Raw genomic sequence first — 18958 nt, forward strand, 5'->3', positions numbered from 1 at the left:
GAACCCAAATAAGTTCTTGAAATTATTAATTAAGGTGCACCTACGGCGCGAAATATGTCTGGATTCCGGATCTGCGCTCGACTTACGTCTCACTTGTCCGGAATGACGCGGAGAGGTGGTGTCATGCCCCGGAGCGATACCCCTGCTCGATCTCGATCAGGCGCTGTTTGCGCCAGAGGCCGCCGCCGTAGCCGGTCAGGGAGCCGTCAGCGCCCATGACCCGGTGGCAGGGAATGACCACGGCGATCTGGTTGGCGCCATTGGCGCGGGCGACGGCGCGAACCGCTTCCGGCCGGCCGAGGGCTTTCGCCACATCGGTGTAGCTGCGGATGTCGCCGGCGGGGATCTTCAGCAGCTCGCGCCAGACGTCGCGGGTGAAGGCCGTGCCGTGCAGGGCGAGCTTCGTCTCGAAGGTGCCGCCCCGGCCCGCGAAGAAGCGGTCGAGCTCGGCCTGGATCTGGTCCGTGACCTCGGTGCGCCCGAAGCCGATCCGGCCTTTCGCGAAGGTCTGCAGCTTTCTGAACTCGGCGGGAAACGCCTTGCGGTCGAGAAATTCCAGCAGGTGAAGCTGGGTGCTGTCGGTCACGGCGATCATCGGCCCGAGCGGCGAAGCGACCCAATCGGCGAACAGCAGCGGCTGCGCGGAAAACGCGCCCGGAGGCTGGCCGAGGATTTTCGCGAAGGCTTCCCGGAAGGCGCTCGGGGACTCGAACCCCGCCGTGATCTGGGCGTCGATGACCTTGCCGCCACCGGCGAGGGCCGAAAACCCCTCCTGCAGGCGACGCTGGCGGGCCATTTCCAGAAAGGTCATGCCGAAATGACGCTTGAAGGCGCGGCGCACGGTGGAAGGTTCAAACCCCATGCGCACCAGGTCCGGCTCGCCCCAGCGATAGGAGGGCCGCTTTTCCAGCGCCTCGATCAATGGCTTGACCACCGGATCGGCGCTGGCCTCGGGCGTTGTCGGCCGGCAGCGCTTGCACGGGCGAAACCCGGCTTCGATGCATTCGGCCACTGTCTCATGGAAACTGCAGTTTTCCGCCTTGGGCTTGCGCGCCGGACAGGTGAGCCGGCAGAAGATGCCGGTGGAGGAAACGCAGACGAACATGCGCCCGTCATAGGACGCATCGCGCGTCAGAAGGGCTTCATAAAGCGTATCGAAGGAAGGTCGGGTCATCAGCATGGCCTGAGATTAAGCTGAGCGGACGGATAGTGCAGCCGGAAATCGGGCGTTTATTTCCAAATGCTGCAACGGGCTGGCATTTCAGGGGAATGCTGTCGGCCTCGATGCCCCTTGCATTGGCTACAAGCCTTGCGGCTGACACCCGGTCTCCCCCCTTGAGGGGGAGATGTCTCCGGCAGGAGACAGAGGGGGGTGACAGCCTCTCCGCACACAACGGTTTTCCCCGAACACGCAGCACCGCTTCACCCCCCTCCGTCCGTTTCACGGACATCTCCCCCTCAAAGGGGGAGACGGGAGCAAGCGGAGGTGTCTTTGCCCCCTGCGCCTACCTGTAGACCTGATCCTCACCCGGGAAGCTGCGGGACTTGACCTCTTCGGCGTAGGCCTTCACGGCCGCCTCGATCTGGCCGCCGAGGTTGCCGTAGACCTTGACGAATTTCGGCGGGGTGGGGTTGAGGCCGAGCATGTCTTCCAGAACCAGGATCTGGCCGTCGCACTGGGGAGAAGCGCCGATGCCGATGGTCGGGATGGGGATCTGGCTCGTGATCCTTGCCGCCAGCGGCTCGACCATGCCTTCCAGAACGATGCCGAAGGCCCCCGCATCGGAGACGGCGCGGGCGTCCGCCTCGTGCATCGCCCAGGTGTCCTCGTCGCGCCCCTGGGTGCGGAAGCCGCCCATGACGTTGACCGATTGCGGCGTGAGGCCGGTATGGGCCATGACGGGAATGCCGCGTTCGGTCAGGAAGTTGATGGTTTCGGCCATGCGCACGCCGCCTTCCAGCTTGACCGCGCCGCACTGGGTTTCCTTCATGACGCGCGCGGCGTTCCTGAAGGCTTCGGACGGGCTTTCCTCGTAGGTGCCGAAGGGCATGTCGACGACGACGAGCGCCTTCTTCGTGCCGCGCACCACCGCCTTGCCGTGCATGATCATCAGTTCCAGCGACACGCCGACGGTCGATTCCATGCCGTGCATCACCATGCCGAGACTGTCGCCGACGAGGATGAAATCCGCGTATTCATCGACGATGGCCGCCGTGTGGGCGTGGTAGGAGGTCAGCGAGACGATCGGGTCGCCCCCCTTGCGCCGGGTGATCTGCGGGGCCGTGGTGCGGCGGATGGGTTTCTGGGTGCTCATGCGGCGTCCTTTCGAAGGGGGCTTGAGAGGCGAATTCAGGTATCGGGCGAGATGACCCGCTGGTCAATCAGAAGAACGTTGCCGAAGCCGACAGCGAGCAGCACGACGGCCGGCCGGTCGAGGCGGCCGGAGAGCTCGGCAAGCGTGTCGGCATCCCGGATATCGACGCTCCGGACCTCGGCCGCCGGCGCAGCGGCAAGCTCTTTCCGGATGGCGGCGTCCAGAGCGGCGATATCGGCTGCGGATTTTGCCAGCTCCTGCGCCCGGGACAGCGCCCGGCTGAGGACAACCGCCTGCGGGCGGTGCTCGGCGCTGAGGCGGACGTTGCGCGAGGACATGGCCAGACCGTCCGCCTCGCGCACGGTCGGATGTCCGACAATCTCCAGCGGCATGTCGAGATCGCGCACCATCTGGCGGATCAGGGTCAGCTGCTGGTAGTCCTTTTCGCCGAAGACGGCAAAATCCGGCGTGACGATGTTGAAGAGCTTGGTGACCACCGTGGCGACACCGCGAAAATGACCCGGCCGCAGGGGCCCCTGCAGAATGGCGGAGAGGCCCGGCACCTCCACAAAGGTATCGCCGCCCGCGCCGTACATTTCCTCAACGCTCGGCACGAACACCGCATCGACGCCTTCGGCCTTCAGAAGCGCCAGGTCGCGGGTCTCGTCGCGCGGGTAGGTCGCAAGGTCCTCATTGGGGCCGAACTGGGTCGGATTGACAAAAATACTCGCCACCACCCGGTCCGCCCTTTCGCGGGCCACACGCACGAGACCGAGGTGGCCTTCATGCAGGTAGCCCATGGTCGGAACCAGACCAACCGCCGCACCTTCGCGCCGCCACGCCCGCACGGTCTCGCGCATATCCACCTTTGTCGGGCAGATTTTCATTTCGTTCCTCCCGCAGCCGGTTTGTCGTCAGACCGGTCTTTTCGCGGGTGCAGCATAATGAGGGGGACGGGGAAGGTCTAGGGGGAGATGGGGGCAGCGGGCGATCACAGTAAATCTTGCTGCGCGCTTTACTCAATCGTTCATGCCCAATGCAGCATCTCGAAGCTTCCAAAGAGCAAAAGAGCAGAGGGATTTAGAGTCGGGGTTGGGAACTGCAACTGCATGAGCACGAATTCGCGAGAAATCAGACGTAAAGCGTCAGGCAACTGAGTGGAAAACTGATGCCTATATCATATCAAAGGTTGGGATAAAGGCTAGTGACAGCCAACCCATTCGGCCCCGCTCTCCAGAGAACTGGGCCGCACGGACATGGAGAAGGCATAAGAGCTGCCAATTATGAACATTGTTTAAATGATTAATATTGATTCTTATATTATGTCCGTTATATATGTCTTCTTACTCAATATGGAGACTTTATTGGACATGAAAAAAGATAGCGATGATTTCGAGCGCCAAAGCCACCTAGTGCAAAAACAGGCTAAATACTCAGGTGAATTGAAGATCGGCGAAATTCAGATGAGTTGCTTCGTAACTGCTGAGGGGGAGCGCTACATTTCTGGTCGGAGTATGACATCTGCGATTGGCATGAAGGGGCGTGGTCAAGGCATGGCACGAATTTCCTCACATCAAGCCCTGAAGCCGTTCATAAACAACGCGTTGTTTATGGCCATCCAAAACCCTGTTGAGATCGTTGGAAGAACACCGCGACCTGTCCATGGGCATCGGGCTGAAATTTTGGCTGATATCTGCGATGTGCTCTTGGAGGCCAGGAAAAGGGGGGCCTTGAGGACCGAGCAGGAAATTAGATATGGGGACTATGCTGAAATGTTGGTCCGTGGGTTCGCACGCGTTGGCATCGCGGCGCTTGTTGACGAAGCGACTGGCTACGAAAAGGTTCGAGAGCGCGATGCTCTACAAAAGATTCTCGATAAATTTTTGAAAGATGAAGCTAGGGTTTGGTCGAAAACCTTTCCTGATGAATTCTGGGAAAAACTAGTTAAAATAAAAGGATATGAAAATTATCTTGCAGTGAAACGGCCAGCCTTCATTGGTCACTGGGTAAACGACATTGTCTACTCACGACTTGCGCCTGGGATCAAGGACCGCCTTAAAGAGGTCAATCCGAAAACTCCTAAGGGACATCGGAGAAACCGACACCATCAGCACTTCACTGAGGACTACGGTCTACCAGAACTTCGTGACCATTTGAAAAAGGTAATGGTTCTTATGGATGCGGCCTCAAACAAGAGAGATTTTGAGCGCTTGCTGAACCGGTCGCTGCCGAAATATGGAAGCACTCTTGATCTACCATTAGACGAATAAAATCGATGAGATGATCGAATTGGCTTTGTTGAAGAAGAGCTTACAGCGACTCCAAACGACCTCTTGTCGCCCTCAGTTCTCAGTCGAGCGTTGCTCAGCTACCGGCCCTTAGCGATCATACACACCCATCCTAGTAAATAGCCGAACGAATGGGTTGTGTATACCGGGTACAATCTGAGGCCGCGGCGCCGGTTTTTGTGCTGGATGCAGGGATTGCCCGCGCTCCGACGACAACGGCGTTGCTGCTTAGGGCCACATAGGATGTCCGAATATACGGATCAAGGTTGCGAAGCAGTTCCTCGAACCGGACATTTAGAACCAGCTCAGCATTCGTAAACCGCTCATGACGGTAGTTCAACTCAGGGCTGCAATCCGAAATGTACATCTTGACGCTGCGGTAAAAAGCCAGTCTTTCATTAATCCCTCAAAAGTGGTAAACTCTCTGAGTTTAAACTATCTGCGTGCAAATATCATGAAGACTTTCTTTATTGTTTTGTTTGCTGCCCTTTGCGCCCAAGCGAACGCTCAATCAATAGATAGCACAATTGTGGAAGACGGATTATTAGGTATTCCGTCCGCCGAGTATTTTCTTCGTGAGCGTAGGGGAATTTACAATTTAGTACCTCGCGATAGTGCTATCAACAAATTCTGTTCTGGATATTCAGATGCGGCCGTCGCAATGGTCTTATCTAGTCGTATTACGAGAGACGAGGCTGACCGGTGCTACCAGAGTGGAGCTACAACCGTCACCGAAGTCTTTGATCGCTATCGAGGTTACGTCTACTTTAATCTAGAGGCTGAACCAAGAGAGCTCCTTGAGCAGTACCGTATTTGGACTGATCCAAACCTACAAATCGATCAATACGATCTTCATAGATATCTTAATCGAGACCGCAGGCTGCTGCCCGGAATACTGCAAACCAACGCTCCAGAAACGTGCACTGGTGAAAATCAACTTGCATGCGCTGATGGCGAATACTGTTGCAATGGTACTTGCATTCCCAACGATGAGGTTTGTAACTGATGCTTGATCGGTTACAAGATCAGAAATGGATAGTCTACGTCCTCCCAGGTTTCTTGTCCCTTTTTGTTGCGGGCTTTGTCAGTGACTTTCCACAAATAAGAGATGTTCTAATTCCATTCGTATATGTGGCGCTCACCGCATTAAGTGTAATATTTCCGCTTGCGGTAACCTTCGTTATAGCCAAGATTTCAAGAAGAAGCATTCACTTGGACGAATTGCCTTCCAACGGTTGGTTTGTGACTGGCGTGTTTTTGTTTTCAATCGTCTTGGGATTTGTGTTTGGGGTAGCCCATTCCACAGATGGTGTGTCAAATTGGCTAAGGCAGATGCTCGGAAAAAATGTGGTTCTGGTATCCAGTCATACTGAGCCGGTTCGCTTGCTGCTACGTGAAGCCTACCAACACGATTTTGTTGATGAATTCGACGGCGTGCCTGCGGCTTACATCCCCAAAAAGGAACGGAATATATATACCGTGGTCAATTACGGCGCAGGTGAGACCGCAAAAATCGCGCATGGGGTGGTTCATTCTTACCACAGTCACACCGAAAGCCCACAAGCTTACCTCTCTCCCGCCTGTACCGAAGAATCTGGCAAAGTCACGCCTATTCAAGGGCCTGGAATTTGGGTAAATCTGACTGACGTACACTCAATTGAATTCGTTTACCAATCCTGCTCGAGTTGCGCTGCGGCAATTAAGGCCGACACTGGAAATGGAGAACTCAAAAGCAAATGTCCGTTTGAAGGTAGTTGAAAGACGTCGAACTTGGGTTCCCCCCAATTGAAGTAGCTTAGAAAGCTAAGCACTGGATTAAATCAGCCTTGGAGGCAGTGCAGCACCATTGTGCTAGATGTTTTGGGCTTGAGCGGCCATCCAGAGGCGAGGCTGGATATTGTGTTATTCAAATGTCGGCTTCCAGCTTTACGGTTTGATCGCTTCGCATTTATATAGAATGACTTTCCTCCACCCCTTTCGGACTCCCCCCTCAAAACGCCCCGTCATACGCCCGCCGTTCAATCCGGCAGGCCAGCAGCGTAAAGCCGTCGCGGCTCAACGCCGCTTCGGCTTCCGCTTTCAGGTCCGTCGCAGTTTCGATCCACACCCCGTGGCCGCCGTAAGCCCTGGCGACGGCGGGAAAATCGGTCTCGCCGAAATCGACGCCGACGTTCGGGCGCTGGCTGGAGCGTTGTTTGAGTTCGATGAGGGAGAGGCTGGTGTCGACCAGTACGCAGATGATGACCGGGATGTTCAGGTCGCGCAGGGTGGAGAGTTCGCCGAGGCACATTTCCAGGCCCGCGTCGCCGACGAAGGCGATGACGGGAGAGCGGCCTTCGACAAGCCGGTGGCCCATGGCCAGCGGCACGGCGCAGCCCATGGTGCAGAGCGCCGAGGATTGCAGCATGCCGCGCGGGTTGGGGCAGCGCCAGATCTGGCTGACGAGGATGCGGTGGGCGCCACTGTCGGCGGTGGCGACCGTGTCTGCGGGCAAGGTGTTGCGCAGCGTGTGGAAGACCGTTCCCGGTCCCCAGCCGGAGGGCTCCGGCGCGAAGGCTTTTTCCAGGTCCGCCCTGATCCGCGCCGGTTCCCCGTCCGGCCATGACGGCTTGTCCGCAGCCCTGGCCGCGCTCAGACGCTCCAGCGCCGGGACGACGGTGCTGCGCAGGGTGGCCGAGACGGCGTGCATGCCGTGGGTGCGCAGAACCGGGGTCACGTCGATCACCGGGGCGTCCGCCGCCCAGGGGCTCCGCCAGTTGATGCGCATTTCGATGGGGTCGTAGCCCAGAAGCAGAATGCAGTCGCTGCGGTTGATCAGCGGCAGCAGGTGGTTGTCTGCTTTCGGGGAGAGCCCGGCACCGCCCAGCGCCAGAGGATCGGTCTCCCCCAGAAGGCCCTTGCCCTTGTAGCTGGTGACCAGCGGCACCTGGAATGTCCGGCAGAAGTCGGAGAGGACGGCCGAGGCGTTTTCATTCACCGCGTCGACACCGGCAATCGCGATCGGCCGTTCTGCCTTGGCGAAGAGCTCCAGCGCGGTTTCAAGATCCGACCCGGCGGCCGGGGCCAGCGCGGCGGGGCCGGAGCGGAAGGTCTTCGACCAGGCTTCATCCGTTTGCGTTTCGGCGACCTTGATGGGCACGTCGATATGGACCGGGCCCGGCTGGCCGTCGAGGGCGATGGCGAGCGCCTTTTCCATCATCACGTCGAGCGCACCCGAGCGGGCGGAAAAGCTCGCCTTGACGATGGGGCGCAGCAGCTGCTGATGATCGAACACCTGATGGGTGTAGCTTTCGGCTTCGCCGTGGTCGACGCAACCGGTCAGGAAGATCAGCGGCACGCGGTCCTGCCACGCGTTGGCGACCACATTGACGGCGTTGGCCGCGCCCGGCCCCAGCGTTGCCAGCAGAACGCCGGGCGCGCCGTTCGCATGCCAGCCGCCCTCGGCCATGAAGCCGCCGGCGTTTTCGTGTTTCACCAGCACGAATTCGAGGCCAGCCTGATCGAGCGCCTGCATCAGCGCCAGAACCTCGCCGCCGGGAATGCCGAAGGCATGGCGGCAGCCGGCGGCAGAAAGCTTGCCCGCAATGATATCGGCGCCTGTGGTCATTTCGCTGCGTTTCCTTTTTGCCCGGCCGGAGCGCCGAGATCGACGATGCCTTTTTCGGCCAGCGCGGACAGCGCCGTTTCGTCCAGTCCGAGGTGCCGGCTCAGCACGTTTGCCGTGTCCGCGCCCAGAACCGGCGGTGCGCTCCTGTAGGAGACCGGTGTCTTTTCAAGATTGATGGGAGAGCCGATCAGGTCCACGCCGCCGCTGAGGGGATGCGGCAGGGTGATGCGCATCTGGCGCGCAAGCACCTGCGGATCGGCGAAAACGCCGGCAAGATCGTTCACCGGCCCGCAGGGCACGCCTGCTGTCTCCAGAAGGGAAATCCACTCCGCAGCCGACTTTTCGATGGTCAGGCGGCGGATCAGCGGAATGAGCTGCTTGCGGTTGCGCACCCGGTCGGCATTGCGGGCATAGAGCGGATCGGTCGCCAGTTCGGGGGCACCGGCGATTGCGCAGAACTTTGCAAATTGCGTGTCGTTGCCGACCGCCAGAATGAAGGACCTGTCGGCGGCCGGGAAGGTCTCATAGGGCACGATGGCCGGATGGCCGTTGCCGATCCGTCCGGGCACGTCACCGGAGATCAGATAGGCGACCCCCTGGTTGATCAGCCAGGAGACCTGGGCATCCAGAAGCGAGATGTCGATGGACTGGCCTTCGCCGGTGGTGTTGCGGTGATTGAGCGCCGCCAGAATGGAGACGGCCGCATACATGCCGCACATGACATCGGCGATGCCGGTGCCGCATTTGGTCTCCGTGCCGCCTTCCTCGTCCGAGAAGCCGGTGAGGGACATGATGCCGCCCATGCCCTGAGCGATAAAGTCATATCCGGCGCGCTGCGCATAAGGGCCGGTCTGGCCGAAGCCGGAAATCGAGCAGTAGATCAGCTTCGGATTGCGCACCTTCAGCGTCTCGTAATCCAGCCCGCGCCGCTTCAGGTCGCCGACCTTGAAATTCTCCACCAGGATATCGGCCCTGGCGGCAAGATCCGCGATCAGCTTCTGGCCTTCCGGTGCCGCAAGATCGATGGCGAGGGAGGCCTTGTTGCGGTTGGAGGAAAGGTAATAGGCGCTTTCCGCCGTCTCCTTGCCCTCTCCGTCCTTCAGAAACGGAGGTCCCCAGCCACGGGTATCGTCGCCACGGCCCGGCCGTTCGACCTTGAGGACTTCAGCCCCGAGATCACCGAGGATCTGGGTACAGGTCGGCCCGGCAAGAATGCGCGACAGATCGAGGACGACAAGACCGGAGAGCGCGCCGGTCGCGGAGGAAGGTTTTGACAATGGCCACCTTGGGTCACGGGTTCAGGAACGTTCTCGTAAAGGCCACACGGCAACCGCCCGCGTCAACTCCACCTTATCGCGGGTGACTACAACACGGCTCACATTCTTGTCAGAGACATAGACTGCCGCATCACATCTGGGCTGGGGCGGCGCAGTGGATAGGTGCGGTCAGGACCAGCCTTTCATCTCGGCGAGATGTTCCCAGGCCCGCCGGATCCACCCGGCCTGAACGCTGTGACCGCCGTCGTGGAGGCAGAGTTCCAGAATGCCGGTGACCGGCTGCCAGCGTTCGCATTTCAGGTTGCCGTCCGTTTCGGTCTGCGGCGCGGTGCCGGAGAGGCCGCTCTGGCGGCGCCAGACATCGAAGCTCTGGGATACATCGCCCTGTTTCCATTTGCCGCCGCCCAGCCAGCGCCCTTCCAGAGGCACCACCGTGTCGGCCGTTCCGTGAACGTGGAACAGATAGGGCGGCTCTGTGGGGCAATCGTGCGGCAGAGGCTCCCAGAAGGCGCCCGCTATCGGCGCATATCCGGCGAAGCGGCCGGAATCCGCGCAGGCAAGATACCACGTCATGAAGCCGCCCGAGGAGAACCCGGAGAGCAGCGTCCGGTTCCTGTCGACGCCGAAGCGGCCGGAAAGATCCTCAAGCACCGCGTCGAAGAAGACGGCCTCGTCGCGCAGGTTGCGCGGCGCCGTGGGAAACGACCAGGTGCCGTCGACCCCCTGGACGGCGACAAAGGCCACGCCGAGTTCATCCGCCATGCGCTGGAAGCTCTTGTTGCGGACAGCGTTCAGGGCCTTGCCGCGATGCCCGTGGAGATAAAAGATGGCGCCCAGGGGTTCACCGCTCTTGCGGATCTGCGGCAACGTCTGCGGCAGGTGGATGAAGTATTCCCCGTTTTCGAGTTCACAGGGCGTTTCCTCGCCGCATGTGCCGCTGTCCACCGAGGGCGCGGCAGACAGCGCGGCGGACGACGCAAGTCCGGCGGCCAGAAAGGCCGCGCAGGCGATTGAGTGAAGAAATTTCGGGACCAAAATCGTCTCCAGCGCTCATTGAAACAGGACTGATAGGATCAGGCGTGAGGCGGTGCGGGTCGCGCCACCCTTCACCGGATAGACAATGACCTCAAGACGGCACTTGTCCAGATGGTTGCGTTCACAAGTCGGCGATTGAGCGCGTCCGGGAGGATCAGTCCCAGGCGCCTTCGGTCGGGATATTGATGGTCTTGCCGCAATGTTTGCAGTGAACCGCGTCCGGATCGTGACGGCTGAGACCGCAATCCGGGCAAGGTGCGTGGACCTTGGCAGGCCGGAAGATCGTCTGCACCAGGCGCAGGAACAGGGCGACGCCGAAAATCATGATGAGAACGGTCATCAGGCGGCCGACGCTGTCGGTCATTGTAATGTCGCCGAACCCGGTGGTTGTCAGCGTCGTGACGGTGAAATAGAGCGCGTCGAGGTAATTGTTGATGTTCGGATTGCGGTCGTCCTCCACCACGAAGACAAGCGCGGTCACGACAAAGATGAACACCGCCAGGTTCACCGTCGACTGCAGGATCTCCTCGTTGCTGCGGAACCACTTCGAGGATGAGCGCAACTCCTTCAGGAGGTGATAGGACCGCATCAGCCGCAGCATGCGGACAACGCGCAGGAAAGCGAAGTTTTCAAGGAATGCCGGTGCGATCAGGGACATGATCACCACCACATCCGCGAAGGAGGTGAAGCTTAGGATATAGCGCCTGGGCCTTGCCGCCACGATCAGCCGGGCGGTGAAGTCCAGGGCCAGCACCACCGCGATTGAATAATCCAGCCCGTGATGAATGCGGTAGGGATCGATCACCGAGGACACGATGAAATAGCCGATGGTGATCAGGTCGAAGGCCAGCAGCGCGTAGCGGAAGACCTGCGCCTTTGTGGAGTGCCCGTAATAAAGCTGGCGCAGAAAGGTTCTCAAACCGGACATTGCTTCCGCCATCGGCACCGCATCCTCATGTGTTCGCTTCCGCCAGAAGAGGCAACGGACAAGAGGCGGGGACAAAAGTCAATCCGCGTGTTGCGCGGGTCAGAGCGGCATTCGTGCAGAAGCTGCAGGACCCTCCTGCAAACGGGCTGTTTATTCCAGCGCCGGACTGACCTAATAGGGATTATGTTGAACACAATTGGCCGGTGGGGCCGAAAGACGGGAAAGTTACATGTTCGATTTATCGGGACAAGTTGCGCTGGTTACCGGCGCGAGCCGCGGGATTGGCGAGGCAGCGGCGCGCAGCCTTGCGAAATACGGAGCCAGGGTGGTTCTGGCGGCCCGCTCCGGCGATGATATTGACCGGATCGCCCGGGACATCGGCGCCACAGGCGGCGAAGCCGCGGCCGTCACATGCGATGTGGCCGATTACAGCTCAGTGGACAAGGCCGTCCAGTTTTGCCTCGATACCTTTGGCGGCATCGACATTCTGGTGAACAATGCCGGGGTGATCGAACCGATCAGCCGGATCGAGACCTCCGATCCGGACGCCTGGAACAAGGTCATCGATATCAACGTGAAGGGCGTCTATCACGGCATCCGCGCCGTGGCTCCGCATATGCTGGAAAAGGGCTCCGGCACCATCGTCAACATCAGTTCCGGCGCCGCGGCCGGAGCGCTGGAAGGCTGGAGCCACTATTGCTCCTCAAAGGCGGCGGCCCTGGCGCTGACGCGCTGCGCCGACAAGGAATTCGCCGACAAGGGTTTGCGCGTCGTCGGCCTCAGCCCCGGAACGGTCGCCACGCAAATGCAGGTCGATATCAAGGCCTCCGGCGTCAATCCGGTCAGCCAGCTCGATCCGTCGGTCCACATTCCCGCCGAATGGGTGGGAGAAACCATCTGCTGGCTGTGCACCGACGCGGGCGACGCCTATCGCGGTGTCGACTGTTCCCTGCGCGACGAAGATGTCCGCAAGTCGGTCGGGCTCGTCTGAGGGCTTCCGCAGCTATTGGCCGTCACATAACCCCCGCCGGAATCAAAAGAGGGCCGCAACCGCGGCCCTCCCATGAGATCGACGTGACACGAGGTCCGGATCAGATCCCGGCGAAACCGTTCAATGCCAGAGGCTGCTCCAACATCGTTCCATTCCGCCCAGACACATGGGCCACGTTCGGATACTCATTAGACATGGGCACACCTCCTTTCAGTTGTTGATGACCTGATTAATGTGAGGTGGTTCAAACGGATTAACAAGCCTAAAAACCCGCCCCTGCTGCCTTTCAAACGTGCATCTTCCGTTCTGTTACCGGGAAGACACAGCCTTTTGCGCGATTTTCATGAAGACGGCGTCCAGTTCCGCGGCCAGCTCGGCAAGGGCCGCGCCGCCCTCGTCCATGTAGGGTGCGAACACCAGATCCGCCGTTTTCCAGGAGAGAGTCGCGGTGCCACCGCTGTCTTCGCTCACGTAAAAGCGGATCGGCGCTTCGATGCCGGCGGCAACCGAGGCCTCCAGCATGCGCACCGCGTAGTCGTTGCGGTAGACGCCGATGACCCGGTTGCCCGGGATCGTCAGACCCCGCCCCTTCGCGCCGGCAGAGGCGCTGGCCTGGGTCACCACGATCATGCCTTCTTCCTTGACGGCGGCTTGCAGTTTCTCCACCAGATCGTCATAGGCAAGGGACGTCGGCATCACCTGCCAGCCCTCCCGGGGTGCGACGCTGTCCGCCCATGCCGATCCGGGGGCCAGTCCGGGGACCAGTCCCGGGGCGAGCATCAGCATCACTATGAAACAGCTCAACAAGCGCATTTTCTCGTCTCCCGATTTTTTTCGCGACTGTGAGGGGACCCTAGCGGCCCTTCGCTCACAAGCGTCTCACAATGCAGTGTTGCGACGATTTTCGACCGGTGCCGTGCCAGGTGCAGGGTGATGTCGAGGCAAAGCGGTTTCGCGGCGGTGCGGCAATGCCGATGAAGGATCGCCGGCTCTTCCGGCGGATATCGGCGCCATCCAGTTTCCCGCGCGCGCGGCGGCATTCAGCCTGGCATCGTCCGGGCTCATACCGCAATGCAACTCTCCTTTGCCGGTTTACACATTGCCAACACCTTTTTGTGTTTTGCAGTTCAAGTGAAGGCTGCGGATTTTGGGCATTGATAATTTATTCGGCCGGTGCATTGTGCCCAGCGCGCGCAGCGCGTTTCGGCAAACGCCGGCCCGGGAACCAAAAAGGTCTGTCATGCGTCTAAGCGATCAATTCGGGTATGACCTCACCCTTGCGGACAAGGACGCCGTCTCGGCCTGGAATGCGACCGTGAACGCCTTTCTGGCGCACGGAAAAACGACGCCGCAACATCTCGAGACCTGCCTTGGCCTCGCTCCCGACTTCGCGCTCGCACACGCCACACGCGGGCTGTTCTGTCTGTTGCTGGGCCGCAAGGAACTTAATGCGACGGCGCAGGAGTGTCTTGAAGTGGCCCGTGGCTCCGCCCGGCACACACCGTTGACGGAACGCGAGACGGCGGTCGTCGACGCGCTGGACAGCTGGCTGCGGGGTTTCCCGTCGCGCTCCGCCGATATTCTCGACACCATGCTGGTGCGGGTGCCCGAAGACGCGCTGATGATGAAGCTGGTGCATGCCATCCGTTTCGTCATGGGCGACGCGACAGGCATGCGCCAGTCCATCGAGCGTGTTTTTTCCGCTTATGAAGAAAGCCATCCAGCCTATGGCTACCTGCTCGGCTGCCGGGCCTTCTCGCTGGAGGAAACCGGAGACTACCGGCAGGCCGAAGCCCTGGGGCGCAGGGGGCTGGAGTTCGCCCGCGACGACGCCTGGGGCCTGCATGCCGTTGCCCATGTGCATGACATGACCGGCCGCTCGGAAGAAGGCGCCGGCTGGCTGGAAAATCATCCCGACGGCTGGGCCCATTGCAACAATTTCGGCTATCACGTGTGGTGGCACCTGGCGCTGATGTATCTTGATCAGAACAATCCGGACAAGGCGCTGGCGCTTTACGACGCGGAGATCCGCAAGGACAAGACCGACGACTACCGCGACATCTCCAACGCCGCCTCGCTGCTTGTCCGGCTGGAGCTGGAAGGCATTCCCGTCGGAACAAGATGGGACGAACTGGCGCTTCTGTCCGACAAGCGCGCCGAAGACGGCTGCAATGTCTTCGCCGATCTGCATTACCTGATGGCGCTTTTGAACGGCGGGCGCCGCATGGGGGCCGACCGGCTTCTCACCGGACTGAGGCTGCGGGCGCAGAGCGAGACCGATCTCGGCCATGTCGCGTCCGAAGCGGGTCTGCCGACCGGTCTCGGCCTGGAGCAATACCGCAAGGGCAACTACGCCTCGGCCTTCACGCTTCTGGCTTCGGCAAGAAACAGTCTTCACACCATCGGCGGCTCACATGCCCAGCGCGACGTCTTCGAACGGATCACGATCGATGCCGCCCTGCGCGCAGGGTTTTCGCCCGAAGCGGAAAATCTGCTCAAAAGCCGCGCCCGCAAGCGCGGCGCACTTGACAGATTTGCCGAACAGCGTCTTGAAATCTGCAACATAATGCATCGCGCCCAACGCGTGATGGAAGATAAAAAACTCAGGGCTACGGATTCGGTATAAGACCCGGCCTTCCCGAAGGGTGAGCAGCCTTTGCGCTTTCGGGTCTCATGCCCCGGAAGCGACCCGTCCTCACCCGATGCATCAGCTGGACCAAACGTGAACGTTCATTCTCAAGCGAAACGCCCCCGTGACCCGCGGCTCGACTTTTTCCGCGGGCTCGGCATGTTCATCATTTATATCGCCCATCTGCCCGGAAACTGGTGGACCCTCTGGATACCCGCCAGATTCGGCTTTTCCGACGCTACGGAAATCTTCGTCTTCTGCTCCGGCATGGCCTCCGCCATCGCCTTCGGCAAAATCTTCGACGTGCACGGCTGGGCGATGGGCGCGGCCCGCATCCTGCACCGCATGTGGCAGGTCTACTGGGCTCATATCGGCCAGTTTCTGCTGATCGCCGTCGGCCTCGTGATGCTGCACGAAAGCAATTTCCTGAACAGCTGCTGCGGCCTGACCCAGGACTATGTGGCGTCGCTGAACCTCTGGCACCTTTTCAACAACACCAGCGTTGCCCTGCCGGGCCTCATGACGCTGACGTGGGTGCCGAACTACTTCGATATCCTTCCGATGTACGTGGTGATCCTGGCGCTGATCCCGCTGATCATGCTGGCGTCCCGCATTTCGGTGATCGCGGCCTTCGCGCTGTCCATCGGCCTGTGGCTCGCCGCACAGTTCGGACTGCTCGACCTGCCGGCGGAACCCTGGTCGGACCGGAAGTGGTTCTTCAACCCGTTCGCCTGGCAGATGCTGTTCTTTACCGGCTTTGCCTTCATGCGCGGCTGGATTCCCGCACCGCCCGTCAGCCGCAAGCTGATGGCGCTGTGCGCCGCCATCGTGATCGCGACAATTCCCTTCGCCTATTTCCGCATTCACCTCAATGTGGAATGGATACAGGAGATCCGCCAGTCCATCCGACCCTTGTGGATCAAGACGGAATTCGGGCTGTTCCGCTATATCCACTTCTTGGCTCTGGCCTATCTCGCGTGGATCGCGGTGGGCGAGCGCGGCAAATACCTGCTCGGGCATGGCGAGCTCTGGGGCCTGTTCGTGCGGGTGGTCCAGAAGGTCGGCCAGCAATCGCTCGCCGTCTTCATGGCCAGCCTCGTGATCGCCCAGGCGGCCGGGCTGCTGCGCGACATGGTCTGGGGCCGCGGCGACTGGATTCCGCAGATCCTGTCAAATCTTCTGGGTTTTGTGGCTTTGATCGCCGTTGCCTACACCGTCTCCTGGTACAAGAGCGAACCCTGGCGCAAGCCACCGGCCACTTCCGGCAGAGGAACCTCGGGCCGGACGACATCCGCACCTGAAGGTCAGAACACTCCGGCAGCTCGGGACATCTCGGACAAAAAGACCGATGTGATGGCGTAGCCCGGCCAGCGTCAAAAAAGAGGCCGGCTCAGCCGGCAGCCTGACGCAGGTCCCCGTCCTCTTCACAGACGGTCCTGTCCCGTCCGGCATCCTTTGCCTTCAGCAGGGCAACATCCGCGCGCGTGCGCAGCGAGGACACCACGCCTCCCTGCGGCGTGTCGGCAAGCCCGATTGATACGGTGACAAGCCCCAGAACCATGCCGCGATGGGAGAGAGCCATCCTGGCGGTTCGCGTGCGAATGTCTTCCGCAATCCTGAAGGCGTCTTCGCGCGGCATCTCCGGCAGAAGAACGGCGAACTCCTCCCCCCCGTACCGGTAACAGTCGCCGCGGTCACCGACGACCTCCGTGAGAAGCCCGGCAAAGGACTGCATCACGAGATCGCCCGCATCATGACCGAATTCATCGTTGAAGCGCTTGAATTTATCAATGTCGAGCATCAGGCAGGTGAGCCGGGCGGGTTCACTCTCGCCGGCCTTTTCCCGCAGTGCCTGGTCGAGCGACCGGCGGTTAAACAGGCCCGTCAGACCGTCCCTTACGGCCAACTGCGTCAGCCTTTCGCGCAATTGCAGATTGGCAACCGCCAGCGCAACATTCTCGGCAATCATTTTCAGGTAGAGTTGCGCCTCGATGATCGACGTTTCGTCGTCGGCCGGGCCCGTGAAACTGAGGAGACCGATGATATCTCCCTGAGCTGTCAGTGGCACACACAACGCCACCGAGGCCGTGTCCGTCAAATGGGAGCACATGACGTCCTCCCTGCTGCTGTGGCTCACATGGGCGCAGCCCCTGCGAAACCCCCAGCATGAGTGAGGGCTGAACTCGGGAAGCGATGATTGCGGCGTTTTCCAGAACCCGACCTGTTTCAGCGCCGTGCGCTGCTCATTGATCACGTAAAGCCCGCCCGAAAGATCCGGAAAAATGTGCGGTGCGAATATGCTGACGACGTCGCTCAACTCCTCCAGCCGCTGGCAGGCCTGCAGGCGGTGCATCATCTGCAGGAAGAGATCCTTCATCTTGACTTCCCGCTGGCTCTCCATATCAAGGCGCTCACGCTCAAGGCCATTCTGACGGAATATATGTATGGCCGCGTTGAGCTCGCCGATCTCGTCACTGCGATTTTCCAACGGCACTTCGACTTCATAGTCCTGGGTCGCGAGACGATTGACGATGCCGCTCATGCGCTTCAATGGCAAGGCCACCCGCCGGCGCAGGACAAAATAGAGCACTCCCAGGAACAGCGCCGCCGTAATACCGAGCAATATACGCGCGATCAGTCCGTACCAGTCGCTGCGCAGTTTCGCGATCTCAAGAGCTTCAGTGGTGCGCGCCTCCACCACCTCGCGAAACCGCGCGACATTCTCCACAAGCTGTATGTGATGCCGGTAATGCTCTTCGCCGAACAGGATGGACCGGGCGGCCTCATCATTGCCGGCCTTGCTGGCTTCGATTCCCTCCAACTCAAGGGTTTCCAGCGTATCGATCTGGCTCCTGATCTGCTCGAAAAGCACTAGTTCGTTCTGCGTTGCGCCGTTTTCATCGGCATGGCGGGCTTTTTCCTCCAGCCGGTGCTCCTCGGCATTGGCGACCTCGAAGGCCTCAAGGTGGATGGTATCGCCGCGCATCACATAAAGGCGGGCCTCATCGGTTCTCAGCTCGGCTTCGATTTCAAGCTGGTCGGCAAGACCTATCAGCGCCAGATGTTCTTCAACGGACCTGCGTTCATCGTGCGCGCTACGGACGGACAGGATAAAGGCGGTGCCGGAAAGAGCCGTCAGAATGACCGTTACGCCATAGGCCCAATTCGTGATTGTGCTGATCTTCATGTAACCGATCCGAAAGTCCTGGCGTGCAGAAGCAGCAGCGACGCGCTCCAGCCGGCCTTCGAGCGATATCCGCTCTGTCCTCCCTTACAGGGTGACACGAACCAATTTAATTTCCGTTATGGATCCGTCCCCTGCCGAAACAGGTTCAAGGATCCATCCATTCTTCCGGGCAAGTCTCGTTGAGACCGTTCGCGCAAACGAGACAGGCTGCAACTCCGCCAGGGAAGAAACACGGTGGTATTTTTACGAAATTCGCTTGAGGTTTAAGCGCGTTCCAGCACATGACCGCCTGAAGGCCGGTATTCCATTCGAGGCGCCCGACGCACATGCATGCACACCCCGACTGCCCATAGAAACGGCAGGTACGCCGGCCTTTCGACCGGCGCTCCTGCCGTTACGTTAGGATCAGATCAGTGCAGCGAGGCCATCAGCAGGTCTGCCTCGAAGGCATTGGCAACCGCGGCTTCGCGGCTGTCTGCAAGCAGGATCGGCGTGCCGTCCGCATTGAGCAGCGCATAAAGCGTCATGTTGTCGTGCAGGGGCGGAACATCCGGGAACATTTCCTTCAGGTCACGCGCCTTGATCGGCTTGATATAGGCGATATCGCCCGTTCCGAGCTCGGTCAGTTCGTCGACAGACATGAATTCGGACAGAATTTTGCGGTCTGTCCAGGCCGGGATCTTCGTATTGTGCATCAGTCA

The 18958-nt window shown here is 60.0% G+C and carries 16 protein-coding genes; 6 read left to right on the top strand and 10 right to left on the bottom strand.

Annotation, left to right across the window (positions count from 1 at the left end):
* Positions 1-121: 121 nt before the first annotated feature.
* The 3 genes from OA90_RS11650 to panC all read right to left on the bottom strand — a co-directional run bounded on the left by OA90_RS11650 (position 122) and on the right by panC (position 3202).
* Entirely contained in the window at positions 122-1180 is a 1059-nt protein-coding gene (locus OA90_RS11650) for a trifunctional transcriptional activator/DNA repair protein Ada/methylated-DNA--[protein]-cysteine S-methyltransferase (protein WP_068411142.1), read from the bottom strand.
* A gap of 325 nt (positions 1181-1505) precedes the next feature.
* Positions 1506-2315 carry a 3-methyl-2-oxobutanoate hydroxymethyltransferase gene (gene panB, locus OA90_RS11655; RefSeq protein WP_068411146.1) on the bottom strand — a complete coding sequence of 270 codons (810 nt, stop codon included), beginning with the start codon at positions 2313-2315 and terminating at the stop codon, positions 1506-1508.
* A 35-nt stretch (positions 2316-2350) separates the two neighbouring features.
* Positions 2351-3202, bottom strand: coding sequence for a pantoate--beta-alanine ligase (panC, locus tag OA90_RS11660; RefSeq protein WP_068411150.1), 852 nt, complete (start codon positions 3200-3202; stop codon positions 2351-2353).
* 411 nt (positions 3203-3613) lie between these two features.
* Here panC and OA90_RS11665 point away from each other — a divergent pair, with 411 nt between their 5' ends.
* From OA90_RS11665 to OA90_RS11670, 3 genes are all read left to right on the top strand, one after another.
* On the top strand, positions 3614-4585 hold the full coding sequence (locus tag OA90_RS11665; RefSeq protein WP_199823677.1) for a P63C domain-containing protein: 972 nt from the start codon (positions 3614-3616) through the stop codon (positions 4583-4585).
* Positions 4586-4928: 343 nt separating this feature from the next.
* Positions 4929-5609: a hypothetical protein gene (locus tag OA90_RS28525; protein ID WP_156510464.1), complete on the top strand. Its 681-nt coding sequence runs from the start codon at positions 4929-4931 to the stop codon at positions 5607-5609.
* Positions 5609-6361, top strand: a complete 753-nt coding sequence (locus OA90_RS11670; RefSeq protein ID WP_068411156.1) for a hypothetical protein — start codon at positions 5609-5611, stop codon at positions 6359-6361. Before OA90_RS28525 ends, OA90_RS11670 begins: the two co-directional genes overlap by 1 nt.
* Positions 6362-6593: 232 nt before the next feature.
* Here the strand turns inward: OA90_RS11670 and OA90_RS11675 are convergent, their stop codons facing one another.
* The 4 genes from OA90_RS11675 to OA90_RS11690 form a co-directional block, all read right to left on the bottom strand.
* Entirely contained in the window at positions 6594-8210 is a 1617-nt protein-coding gene (locus OA90_RS11675; protein ID WP_068411159.1) for a thiamine pyrophosphate-binding protein, read from the bottom strand.
* Positions 8207-9487, bottom strand: coding sequence for a CaiB/BaiF CoA-transferase family protein (locus tag OA90_RS11680; RefSeq protein WP_068411162.1), 1281 nt, complete (start codon positions 9485-9487; stop codon positions 8207-8209). Before OA90_RS11680 ends, OA90_RS11675 begins: the two co-directional genes overlap by 4 nt.
* A gap of 168 nt (positions 9488-9655) precedes the next feature.
* Positions 9656-10522: a hypothetical protein gene (locus tag OA90_RS11685; RefSeq protein ID WP_208986093.1), complete on the bottom strand. Its 867-nt coding sequence runs from the start codon at positions 10520-10522 to the stop codon at positions 9656-9658.
* A 154-nt stretch (positions 10523-10676) separates the two neighbouring features.
* Positions 10677-11462 carry an ion channel gene (locus tag OA90_RS11690; protein ID WP_068411167.1) on the bottom strand — a complete coding sequence of 262 codons (786 nt, stop codon included), beginning with the start codon at positions 11460-11462 and terminating at the stop codon, positions 10677-10679.
* A 217-nt stretch (positions 11463-11679) separates the two neighbouring features.
* Between OA90_RS11690 and OA90_RS11695 the strand changes: the two genes are divergently transcribed.
* A complete protein-coding gene (locus tag OA90_RS11695) occupies positions 11680-12441 on the top strand; it encodes an SDR family oxidoreductase (protein WP_068411173.1) in 762 nt (253 codons plus the stop codon).
* A 309-nt stretch (positions 12442-12750) separates the two neighbouring features.
* Here OA90_RS11695 and OA90_RS11700 read toward each other — a convergent pair whose 3' ends face one another.
* On the bottom strand, positions 12751-13254 hold the full coding sequence (locus OA90_RS11700) for a DUF302 domain-containing protein (protein WP_156510465.1): 504 nt from the start codon (positions 13252-13254) through the stop codon (positions 12751-12753).
* A gap of 427 nt (positions 13255-13681) precedes the next feature.
* Here OA90_RS11700 and OA90_RS11705 point away from each other — a divergent pair, with 427 nt between their 5' ends.
* Both OA90_RS11705 and OA90_RS11710 read left to right on the top strand, forming a co-directional pair.
* Positions 13682-15067, top strand: coding sequence for a tetratricopeptide repeat protein (locus OA90_RS11705; protein WP_068411180.1), 1386 nt, complete (start codon positions 13682-13684; stop codon positions 15065-15067).
* Positions 15068-15163: 96 nt separating this feature from the next.
* Positions 15164-16432: an OpgC domain-containing protein gene (locus tag OA90_RS11710; protein ID WP_279625811.1), complete on the top strand. Its 1269-nt coding sequence runs from the start codon at positions 15164-15166 to the stop codon at positions 16430-16432.
* 28 nt (positions 16433-16460) lie between these two features.
* Here OA90_RS11710 and OA90_RS11715 read toward each other — a convergent pair whose 3' ends face one another.
* Positions 16461-18257: a diguanylate cyclase gene (locus tag OA90_RS11715; protein WP_068411184.1), complete on the bottom strand. Its 1797-nt coding sequence runs from the start codon at positions 18255-18257 to the stop codon at positions 16461-16463.
* A gap of 410 nt (positions 18258-18667) precedes the next feature.
* The gene (locus OA90_RS11720) at positions 18668-18952 is read right to left on the bottom strand and encodes a DUF1150 domain-containing protein (RefSeq protein ID WP_208986094.1); all 285 of its coding nucleotides are present in this window, start codon (positions 18950-18952) and stop codon (positions 18668-18670) included.
* Positions 18953-18958: the final 6 nt, after the last annotated feature.

Origin of the sequence: Labrenzia sp. OB1 (assembly GCF_001624695.1) — a bacterium.
GTDB lineage: Bacteria > Pseudomonadota > Alphaproteobacteria > Rhizobiales > Stappiaceae > Roseibium.